General features: G+C 65.1%; 1 protein-coding gene (only partly in view). It reads right to left on the reverse strand.

Going from position 1 to position 12,365, the window contains the following annotated elements:
• Positions 1-12,365 carry the 3' portion of a non-ribosomal peptide synthase/polyketide synthase gene (locus tag GH665_RS11670; RefSeq protein ID WP_153135986.1) on the reverse strand. It continues 3,379 nt past the right edge of the window, so 12,365 of the gene's 15,744 nt are visible here — the last part of the coding sequence; the start codon falls outside the window, past its right edge; it ends in the stop codon at positions 1-3.

Genomic DNA, 12,365 nt, shown 5'->3' on the forward strand with positions numbered 1-12,365 from the left:
TCACGGATAAGTTTCGTCTGCGTTCGCAGCGGGTACAGAAGGTGCCGCGAGTGCATCGCGCTCGACCATCGCGCCCATCGCGACGACGATCTTGCGGGGTTCTTCGTACGGATCGCGCGCGTGTGCGACCAGCATGTTGTCGAGCATGACGACATCCCCCGCGCGCCATTCGAAGCGCACCGCGCATGCTTCATACGCCTCGCCGATGGTCGCGAGGTCGGCTTCGTCGATCGGCGTTCCGTCGCCGTAGCAAACGTTGCGTGGCAACTGGTCCGGGCCGACCATCTTGAGCAGATCGGCGCGGATATCGGCGCGCAGGAAGTACGGATGATGCAGTTGCACCTGATTGAAAAATGCCAGTTCGCCCGTCACCGGATGGGTGATGACGCCCGGACAGATCGTGCGCGTTTGCAGTCCGTCGTTCGGCAACCAGCGGAATGCAATGGCCGCCGCGCGCAAACGCGCTTCAACGTCGGCGCGTGCCTCGGTACCGAAAAAGTCCTGCCACGCGACGTCGAGCCGATCGGTGAAGGTGCGGATATACATCAGGTGTTTCTCGCGGAACGCATGCACGATCGGCGCCGGCAAGCGCCGCAGCATCTCGCGGCAATCGACGATCGGCGTTGCGCCGCCGACCTTCGACGGCAGTTCGCAGTAGAACCACTGCTTGCGCGGCCAGCGCTCCAGGTGCGAGCTTTCGTTGTGAAACAGGATCATTTCGCGTTCGGGGTACGGCGTCGAACGATACGTGTTGCGGCCGCCCTCCTTCTTCGGCAGATCGCCGTAACCGCCATACAGTCCCGGCGACATCGCCTCGGCGAATGCCTCGAAATCCGCCACCGAGCTCAGGTTGAAACCGCGGAACAGGATCGAACCGTGCTGTGCGAGCGTCGCGTCGATGAACCCGCGATGCTGCCGCGCCCACGCGTGCGGGTCGACGTCCGGGGCCCAGGGCTCGCAGACCGCCGGCAGCGGTTGTCCGGCTTGCAGTGCGCTCACGCGCGCCGGCGGCCGTGGGGTGTCGATAACGTTCGCAACGCTTGCAACGTCAGGCGCGGCACTTACCGCACCCGGGGTACCCGGTGCACGCGGTCCGCGTGAGGCGATTTTCTTCAGCTTCGCGAGCTTGTCCTGTTGTGCGGACTGGCTTGATTGCGTGGTGTGAGCAGCCTGCGCCGGGCCGTTAGCATCGGCGGAGCGCGGCGGAATATTCGCGTGAATCTCGGTTTGCGTCACGATGTTCTCCAGAAGACTGAGCCATTCGACACTCCACCGCTGGATCGTCGACGGCCTGAAAAGCGCGGTGCTGAACACCCATTCGGCACGCCACGTGCTGTCGTGCGGTTCGATGAACAGCGCCATGTCGAATTTCGAATACACGGTCGGGCGCTCGACCGTTTCGCTGACGATGCCGGGCAAATCCAGGGTCCGCGCCGGCGTGTTTTGCAGCACGAATAGCGCCTGAATCAATGGATTGCGCCGCCGGTCACGGACGGCCTTCACCGTGTCGACGATCTGGTCGAGCGGCAGTTGCGAATGCTCGAGCGCGCTGACAGTCGACCTGCCGGTATCCGCAAGCCACCTGCCGATATCGAGCGGCGCATCGTCGGCAGCGCCTGTTTCGAGTCGTGAACGCAGCGGCACGACGTTGACGAAGAAGCCGATCAATGATTCCAGTTCGACCCTTTCGCGGCCCGCGACATCGGTGCCGAGCAACACGTCGCGACTGCCCGTCAGACGATGCAGCAGCAGTTGATAGCTCGCCAGCAACACGACGAACGGCGTCACGCGATAGCGCTGCGCGGCGTCGTGAACCTTGCGCGCCAACCCGGCATCGAGCGTGCAATGCAGCGAATCGCCGGCTTGCGACACGCCCGGCGGACGCGGAAAATCAACCGGCAGATCGAGTACCTGCGGCGCGCCGTCAAGACGCTCGCGCCAGAATGCGCGCAAGCCATCGGTGCGCGGGCTATCGAGCTGCTGACGATGCCATGCGGCGTAGTCCACGTATTGCACCTCGAGTGGCGCGGGCAGCGCGTCGTTCGCGCCGCTTTGCGCGGCACGATAGAAGCCGCTGAATTCGTCGACGAGCACCCCCATCGACCAGCCGTCGCAGATCAGGTGATGCAGCGACAACATCAATAGATGACACTGCGGCGCAAGCTGCACGAGCGTCGCGCGCATCAGCGGACCGCGCGTCACGTCGAACGGACTGTCGACCCGGTTTCCCGTGAGTTCATCCAGCGCGGCGCGTTGGTCATCGTCAGCGAGGCCGGACAAATCGCGGTTGACGAAATCGGGCACCTGGTATGCGGCTATCGACGCCAGGGGTTGGCCGTCGCAATCCGGATAACTGGTCCGCAGCGTTTCGTGACGCGCAGTGAGCATCGCGAGCGCCGTCTGCACGTGAGCTGCTGACAATGTGCCGTACAGCTTCACCGTCGCGGTGACGTTGTACGAAGCGGCGTCGTGCGTCGCGAGTCGCGCGGCGATCCACAACCGGCGTTGCGCGGGCGACAGCGGCAGCGTGCCCGCGCGCGGGAGTTTTTCGATCGGCGGGGTGTCCGCGAACGCTTCGGCCGACGCGTGCCCGATATGAGATGCGAGCGCCGCAATGGTCGGGTTCGTGAACAGCGCGCGCAGTGCGCATGCGCTGTCGAGCTTCGCACGGATTCGCGCGCTGACCTGCATGGCGATGATCGAATCCCCGCCCAGTTCGAAGAAGTTCGCGTGACGGCCAACCTGCTCCACGCCCAGCACGTCCTGCCAGATGGCCGCGAGCGCGGTTTCAACTGCACCTTGCGGCGCTTCGTACTGCGCTGTGGGGTTCGTGCTGCCCTGCTCTGGCGCGGGCAGCGCCTTGCGGTCCACCTTGCCGTTGGGACTCAGCGGCAGCGTGTCCAGCACGACGATCGCCGACGGCACCATATGCTCGGGTAACGCTTCGGCGAGAGCCTGCCGCAAGCTCGACGCGGCCAGCGCCGTATTCGCGTTGGCGCTGACGTAAGCGATCAGGCGCGTGCCCATTGATGATTGCTGCGCGACGACGACCGCCTCACGCACATTGGTCTGCGCGAGAAGCTGTGCCTCGATCTCGCCAAGCTCGATCCGGAAGCCGCGAATCTTGACCTGATGATCGATCCGGCCCAGATACTCCAGCGCACCGTCCGCACGCCAGCGTGCCAGATCCCCCGTGCGGTACAGACGGGCGCCTTCGGCCGAGAACGGGTCCGGCACGAAGCGCTCCGCCGTCAGCGCCGGGCGGTTCAGATAGCCACGCGCGAGCCCCGCTCCACCCAGATACAGTTCGCCCGCTACTCCCACCGGCGTCATGTTCAGCGATGCATCCAGCACATACGTCTGAACGTTCGCAATCGGACGGCCAATCGGCGTTACCGTGTCCTCCGCCTGGCAGCTCCAGTGCGTGACGTCGATGGCCGCTTCCGTCGGACCGTACAGGTTGTAGAGTGCCGCAGCCGGCAGCGCCGCCAGCGCACGGTCCTTCAGCTCCGTGGACAACGCCTCGCCACTGCAGATCACACGCCTGAGGCCCGTGCATTGCTGCGCGCCTTCGTACGCGATGAACGCCTGCAGCATCGACGGCACGAAATGCAGCGTCGTCACCGCATGGCGTTCGATCAGTTCGCCCAGCTTCTGCGGATCGCGATGATCGTCAGGCGCGGCTACCGCCAGACGCGCGCCCGTCATCAACGGCCAGAAGAACTCCCACACCGAGACGTCGAAACTGAACGGCGTCTTCTGCAACACCGTGTCTGTGGCATCCAGCGCGTAGGCCTGCTGCATCCACACCAGACGGTTGTACAGCGCGCCATGGCGGTTCGCCGCGCCCTTCGGCTGGCCGGTGGAACCCGACGTGTAGATCACGTAGGCGAGGTTTTCGCCATTCAGCCCGATAACCGGGTTATGCGACGGTTGGTCCGTAAGATCGGGCGCATCCAGTTCGAGCACCGTGATTCCATCCGGCAGCGGCAGCGCGTCACGCACCCGGCGCTGCGTCAGCAGCAGCGCAATGCCGCTATCGGCCATCATGTACGCGAGTCGCGCAGCCGGATACGACGGGTCGAACGGCACATAGGCGCCACCCGCCTTCATGATCGCGAGCAGTCCCACCACCATCTCGACCGAGCGCTCGACGGCAATCCCCACACGTACATCCGGGCCGACGCCCTGCGCCGATAAGCGATGTGCCAGACGGTTGGCGCGTGCATTCAGTTCGGCGTAGGTCAGCTTCTGCTCGCCGAACAGCACAGCCACTGCGTCCGGCGTCCTGCGTACCTGCGCTTCAATAACACGATGCACTGGCAACGGGTCACCATAGTCCACATCGCAACGGCTAAACGCTTCGACCTCGCGCCGCGCTTCGGTATCGAGCAACGATACCGCGCCGACTATGGACGACGCATCCACGATCATCGCGTTCAGCACCGTCTCGAACTGTCGAACAAACGCTTCGACATCCTCCGTCCGCAGTTTTTCACGGGCAAACGTCCAGTCGATTTTCAGCGTATCGCCAGGCATCACCGTGATCGTCAGCGGATAATTCGTCTGCTCGCGATTGCGTAATTCGCCAAAGCGCAATCCGCCCGGCGCGGCATCTTGCAGCGCCTCATCCACGGGATAGTTCTCGAACACGACGATGCTGTCGAACAGCGGTTGTCCAGCCACGCCCGCCCAGCGCTGAATATCGTTCAGCGGCGTGTGTTCGTACTCGCGCAATGCCAGCGCACGCGCCTGCATCTCGCGCAACCAGTCGCCCACGCACGCTGCCGCGTCCACCGTCACGATCACGGGCAATGTGTTGATGAACAGGCCAAGCATCTGCTCCGCAGCCGGCAGATCGGCCGGGCGACCCGCGACCGTCGCACCGAACACGACCGCGCGCTGCCCGCTATGCCGATGCAACAGCAACGCCCACGCAGCCTGCACCAGCGTGTTCAGCGTGATGCGCTGCTGGCGGGCAAATGCGGAAAATCGCACGGTTGTGGCGGCGTCGAATTCGACGCGAAGCTCGCCTTGCGAGTCCGGATCGGCATCTGACACATCCCGCTCCGCCGAACCGCTCGCGGCCAACGCCGTCAAGCGGCCCGGCTGATCGAGCGCGGCAAGCTGTGCGCGCCAGAATGCTTCGCTCGCGTCGTTGTCCCGCGCTTGCAGCCAACGGATGTACTCGCGATACCGGCCGCCCCGTGCCGCCGTCACCGGTGCCGAAGCCTCGCCGCTATAGTCGCGCAGCACTTCGCCGATCAGTCTCGACACGCTCCAGCCGTCGAGCAGCACGTGATGATGCGTCCAGATGAAGTGATGACGTGCAGCGCCGGTTCTCACCAGCGTCAGCCGATGCAGCGGACCGCGTGCGAAATCGAATGCCTCGGTGCGCTCCCGTAACGCGAGCGCGTCGAGTTTCCTGGCAACGCCATCGGAATCGGAATCCGAATCGGCCGTGCCGCGCCAGTCGTACTCGGCGAACGGCAAGCTCGCGGCCTTGGCAACCCATTGCAACCAGCCGTCGCCATGCTGCACGAAGCCGGTCCGCAGAATGTCGTGGCGCTGCGCCGCGGCATTCCACGCGGCGCGAAAACGCTCGCTGTCGAGTGCATCGATATCGATGCGAATCTGGTTCACGTATGCGCCGTCGCCGGGCGCGTAGAGCGAGTGGAACAGCATGCCGCGCTGCATTGGCGACAACGGATAGATGTCGTCGACGCCGCCGAGCGGAACCGGCCATGCAGCAAGCTGCGTGGCATCCAGAGGCGCCAGCGGAAAATCGGATTGCGTCGCGGAGGGCATCGCATTCACGCAATGCGCGACGATCTCGCGCAGTTCGCGTTCGAACGCTTCGGCGTATGCGTCGATGGTCGACGCAGAAAAACGTACACCGCTGTAGCTGATCTGCACGGAAAGCCTGGCGTCGAATACCCGTGCATCGATAGAGAGCGCGTGCTCAAGCGGCGCCTCGCGGTCGAACATGGCTCCGCACGATTCGCCCGCGGGCTGCCATCCTGAAGATGCGGTGTTATCGAAGCTGCTGTCGAACTGCCCAAGGTAGTTGAAAACAACTTGCGACGCCGCGATGTCCGACAGCGCCGCGCGGTCCTCCTCAACCCCGAACTGACGCAGCGCGCCGAAGCCCAGCCCCCGCGCCGGAATCGCGCGCAGCGTTTCCTTCACCCGGCAGATAGCTTCGCCCGTGTCGCCCTGCGGCTCCAGCCGCACCGGAAACAGCGTCGTGAACCAGCCGCACGTGCGGCTCACGTCGATCCCGTCGAATACGTCCTCGCGGCCGTGACCCTCCACGTCGATACGGATCGACTCGCGCTTCGTCCAGCCGCACAGTGCCCGCCCCAGCGCAACCAGCAACAGATCGTTGACCTGTGTGCGATACGCCGACGGCGCGTCCTTCAGCAACTGACGCGTCGTCGCCGCATCGAGCGTGACCGTGCGTTGCTGTGCGCTCGCCTGCGTGTTGCCACCCTGCGGATGGTCCTGCGGAATATCCGCCAGTGTCCCGCCAATCTGCTGCCAGTAGCCGCGGGTTTCACGCACGGCAGGCGTGCGTGCGTATTCCTGCAACCGCTTCGACCATGCGCCATACGATGCGGTCTTCTCCGGCAACGCGGGTTTGTCGCCGGCCCGGATCTGCTCATAGGCCGTCTGCAGGTCCTCGAGCAGCACGCGCCATGAAACGCCATCCACGGCCAGGTGATGGATCGCCAGCAACAGACGCGCCGTACCATCCGCCAGCCGGATCGACATTGCCCGCAGCAGCGGACCGTGGGCGATATTCAGGCTCTGCTGCGCTTCATCGCAGATCGCCCCGATCGGGCGGCCTGCCGGTGCATCCCGTGTCCACAGCAGTTGCGCGGACTCGGATGCCGCATAGCGCTGCGTCCATACACCCTGCGCGGATTGTTCGAAGCGCAGACGCAGTGCGTCGTGATGCGCGACCAGCGTATGCAGCGCGGCTTCAAGCGCGGGTTCGTCCAGTGCTTCACCGCTTTGCAGCAGCAACGCCTGATTCCAGTGATGCCGGTTCGGCACCTGTTGCGCGAAGAACGCGGCCTGGATCGGCAGCAGCGGCACGTCGCCGGCCAGCGTTTCTGCAGCCGCCGGATCCGCTTGACCGTCCAGCGTTTCCGCGACCGCCGCGAGCAGTGCCACCGTCTGACGCTCGAACAGTTGGCGCGGCGTGATCTTCAGCCCGACCCGGCGCAGGCGCGCGACGATCTGCAGGCTCAGGATCGAATCGCCGCCCAGTTCGAAGAAGTTCTCATGCCGGCCAACCTGCTCCACGCCCAGCACGTCCTGCCAGATGGCCGCGAGCGCGGTTTCAACTGTGCCTTGCGGCGCTTCGTACTGCGCTGTGGGGTTCGCGAGGCCCTGCTCCGGCGCGGGCAGCGCCTTGCGGTCCACCTTGCCGTTCGACGTCAATGGAAACACGTCCATCACGACAAACGCGGCAGGCACCATGTAATCCGGCAGCACGTTACCCAACGCCGCGCGCAAGCTCGACGCGTCCACCTGTTCACCGGTCTTCGCGCACACATACGCGATCAGCCGCGCGGCGCCCGCGCCTTGTTCCGCGATCACCAGCGCTTCACGCACACCCGCTTGCGCAGCCAGTTGCGCCTCGATTTCGCCGAGTTCGATCCGGAAGCCACGAATCTTGACCTGATGATCGATCCGTCCGACATACTCGATTTCACCGTCGGCACGACGTCGCGCGAGGTCGCCGGTGCGATAAAGGCGCCCGCCCCCAGCACCGAATGGATCCGGCACGAAGCGCTCTGCAGTCAACGCGGCGCGGTTCAGGTAGCCGCGCGCCAACCCCGCTCCCGACACATACAGCTCACCCTCAACACCGGCTGGCACCGGATTGCGCGCAGCATCCAGCACGTAGAGGCCCAGGTCGGGAAGCGGCTTGCCGAGCGGGCTACGCGGGGCGTCCGTATCGTCGAGATCGCGCGCGACGATCCTCCGATACGTGACGTGAACCGTGGTTTCGGTGATGCCGTACATGTTGATCAGTTGCGCTCTGGCATCGCCGAAATGCTCGATCCACGGCCGCAGGCTGTGCAACTCCAGCGCCTCCCCACCGAAGATCACCGCGCGCAAGGCGAGCGGCCGGCTGGACTGACTGCCCGCATCGCTACCGGCGCTACCGGCGCTGGCATCGCTGAAAAGCGAAGGCGCCAGCATCAGTTGACGGAATGCAGACGGCGTCTGGTTCAGCACGGTCACACGTTCACGCCGCAGCAATGCGGCAAATTCATCCGGTGAACGGCTAACGATATGCGGCACGACCACCAGGCGTCCACCATGGCACAACGCCCCGAAAATTTCCCACACGGAAAAATCGAACGCGTACGAATGGAACATCGTCCAGACGTCGGCGGGACCGAAATCGAACCATTCACGTGTGCCGGCCAGCAGGCGCATGACGTTGCGATGCGTCAGTTGTGCGCCCTTCGGCTTACCAGTCGAACCCGACGTGTAGATCACATACGCAAGGTTGTCGGCATGGACCGCAAGATTCGGGTTGTGCGCGGGGTGGGATTGCGTCTCGCCATTCGCATCGAATTCGACGATGCGCACGGCCGCCGGTTTGCCCGCTTCCGCTTCTGTTTCCGCTTCGCCACTGCGATCGGTTTGCTCGACGAGCAACACCGCAATGCCGCTGTCCGCGGACATGTAGGCGATGCGTTCCGCCGGATACGACGGATCGAGCGGCACATAGGCGCCGCCGGATTTGAGGACCGCGAGCAACGCGACAATCAGATCCGCCGAGCGCGTCATCGAGACGCCGACTTTCACTTCCGGTCTCACGCCCGCTTCGATCAGCCGGTGCGCCATGCGATTCGCGCGCGCGTTCAACTCGGCATAACTCAGCGAGTGGCCTTCGAAAACGACAGCGGTTGCCTCCGGTGTCGCGACGGCGTGCCGTTCGATCAGTACGTGCAACGGCTCCGTCACGGCATAGGTACGCTGCTCTTTTGAGCTTGCCAGCAGATGCTCACGCTCCGCATCGCTCATCAGTTCGACGTCGTTGACCGTGGACACCTGTCCCGACACGAGCGCATTCAGCGACGCCACATAGTGCCGCGCCAGCCGCTCAACCGTCCGCGCATCGAACAGCTCGCACGCGTACACAAAGCTCGCCGACATCGTCCCGTCCGACGCCTCCGTCGTGTTCAGCGTCAGCTCGAACTGCGCCATCGCCTCGCTCAACCCGTACCACGCCACGCTCACCCCGGGCAGCGTCTCCAGCACCCGCTCATCGTCGCGCAGATGGTTGAACATCACCTGGAACAGCGGCGCGTGGCTCAGGCTGCGCTGCGGCTGCAACGCATCGACCAGCACGTCGAACGGCAGGTCCTGATGCGCCTGCGCCTCCTGCGCGGCGCGCCTCACCGTCTCCAGCAACGTCGGCAGCGGCGTGCCGCCGTCCAGCTGCGCGCGCATCACCAGCGTATTGACGAACAGCCCGATCAGCCCCGCGGTTTCGACCCGCTCACGGTTCGCCGCCGGCACCCCAACCCGGATGTCGGTCTGCCCCGTGTAGCGATGCAGCAGCAGCTGGAAGCCCGCCAGCAGCACCACGAACGGCGTCGCCCTCAACTGCTGCGCGCGTTGACGGATGGCCCGCGCCAGCGTGTCCGGAATGACGATGCGATGGGTGGCGCCGTGCCAGGCGCTCACCGCCTGGCGCGCACGGTCCGCCGGCAGTGCCAGCACCGGATGATCGTCGCCCAGCTGCGCGCGCCAGTATGCGAGCTGGCGCGCCTGCTCACCCGCTTCGAGCCAGCGCCTCTGCCACACCGCGTAATCGGCGTACTGCACCGGCAGCGGATCCCGCTGCGCCTCGCTGCCTTCGCGCAGCGCACGATAGCCTTCGACGAATTCCCGCAGCAGCACATCCACCGACCAGCCATCCGACACGATGTGATGCATCACCACCGCCAGCACATGCTCGCGTTCATGCACCCGGATCAGCGCGACACGCAGCAGCGGACCATGCACCAGATCGAACGGCTCGGCGGCGAAGGCGTTGGCGGTCGATGCCAGGGTGGCGTCTATCGCGCCGGAAGATGCAATATCAACGATGCGCCAATCGCATCGCGTCACCATGCCAATGGACTGCACCACCTCGCCATCGGCCTGCGCCACAAAGGTCGTGCGCAGCGATTCATGCCGTGCGACCACCGCATCGATGCTGGCGCGCACCGCGTGCGCATCGAGCTCACCCGTCAGCCGAAGTGCACCCGGCATGTGATACGCGCTGCTCTGCGGCTGCAGGTTCCACAGGAACCACAGACGCTGCTGCGCGTGCGACAGCGGCAATGCCGTCCGTTCGTCCGCGGCGATGACCGTCATCGGCGGCAGTGCGGCTTGCGTGGCGTCTTCGTTCAGGGCCTGGGCCAGCACCTGGGCCAGCGCCGCCACCGTCTGCGTATCGAACAGCTGGCGCGGCGTCATCGTGATGCCCGCGTGATGGGCCTGGGCGACCACTTTCAGGCTGAGAATCGAATCGCCACCGAGTTCGAAGAAGTTGTCGTGTCGCCCGACACGTTCCACCTCCAGCACCTGTTCAAACAGCGTGGCGAGCGTCGTTTCGAAGTCGCCTTGCGGTGCTTCATAGCCACGCGTCTGGAATTCAGGCGCCGGCAGCGCCTTGCGGTCCACCTTGCCGTTCGGCGTCAGTGGCAGCGCCTCCAGCACCACCACGGCGGACGGCACCATGTAGTCCGGCAATGCCGCCGACAACGCCGCGCGCAACGACGCGCCATCCAGCGTGACGCCCGCATGCGGCGCAACGTAGCCCACCAGGCGCATACCACCCGCTGCGCCTTGCGCGGTCACCACCGCCTCACGTACGTCCTGCTGTGCCAGCAACTGGGCCTCGACTTCGCCCAGTTCGATCCGGAAGCCCCGGATCTTGACCTGATGATCGATCCGCCCGAGATATTCCAGTTCACCGTCCGCGCGCCAGCGCGCCAGGTCGCCGGTGCGATAGAGCCGTGCGCCCTGCGTGGAGAACGGATCGGGCACGAAGCGCCCCGCCGTCAGCGCCGCGCGCTTCAGATAGCCCCGTGCCAGCGCCTGCCCGCCGATGTACAGCTCGCCCGCCACGCCCTGCGGCGCGAGTTCGCCGCGGTCGTCGAGCACGTACACTTGCCGCCCGGCCAACGCACGGCCAATCGGCACCTTGCGCAACGTGTCATCCGCGTTTGCGACCATCGCATCGCAATCGAACAGCGTCGCCGAGACCGTGGTTTCAGTCGGCCCGTACGTATTCAGCAACTTCACGTGCTGCAAACCGGCCGCGCGCCATGCATTGACGCCCTCGATAGCCATCGCTTCGCCGCCCGCAATTGCGAGCCGCAACGCACCGTAGTCGCGCACACCTTCCTTGGCGAAGTCCTGCGCCAGCAGATACCAGTAAGCGGTCGTGACATCGATCACGCTGATCCGGTGCTGCAGCAGCTTTCGATAAAACGTGCCGCTGTCCCACAACTCGACATCGCGCAGCACGATCGCCGCGCCGACGCACAGCGCCGGGAAAATCTCTTCGATAAAACCGTCGAAGCTGAATGCAGCGAACTGCAGTACGCGGTCGGTCTCGTTCAGCGCACAGAAATCGATCGTTGCCTGCGTATGGATGGCCAGCGAGCGCTGATCGATCGCAACGCCTTTCGGTTGCCCCGTGGAGCCCGAGGTGTAGATCACATAAGCCAGCGAATCGGCATGGGGATCGGCGGCGTCCCGTGGATTCGACGCCGGAAAATCCGCATCCGCGGCAACGTCCGAAGCATCCAGCTCAATTACGCCGACCCGCGATGCCGCCGCGCCGAGCGTGTCCGCGAACAACGCGCGTGTGGCTTCGTGCGTGATCAGCCATTCAATGCCGCTATCCGCGACCATGTAGGCGAGCCGCGTGGCCGGATACGAAGGGTCGAGCGGCACATACGCGGCGCCTGCCTTCAACACCGCAAGTACCGCGACGATCATCTCCACCGATCGCTCGACACCGATCCCCACCTTGACTTCGGCGCGCACGCCGGCCTTGATCAAGCGATGCGCGAGCCGGTTGGCGCGCGCATTCAGTTCGCCGGCGCTGATTTCGAGTTCACCCGCGATCACCGCCGGATTCATGGGCTGCCGCGCTGCTTGCCGCTCGATTGCGGCGACCACCGGCTCGATGCGTTCCGCTTGCGCGGCCGGTCCGGCAAGCGCCAGCAGCGCGGCCGTTTCGCTGTGCGTCGCGCCGCACACGGCGTCGATCCTGCTGCCGGCCGCACCGATCAGGGCACTCAGTACGCTGTCGTAGAAGTCCGCGAATCGTGCGA

Origin of the sequence: Paraburkholderia agricolaris (genome assembly GCF_009455635.1) — a bacterium.
Taxonomy (GTDB): Bacteria; Pseudomonadota; Gammaproteobacteria; order Burkholderiales; family Burkholderiaceae; genus Paraburkholderia; species Paraburkholderia agricolaris.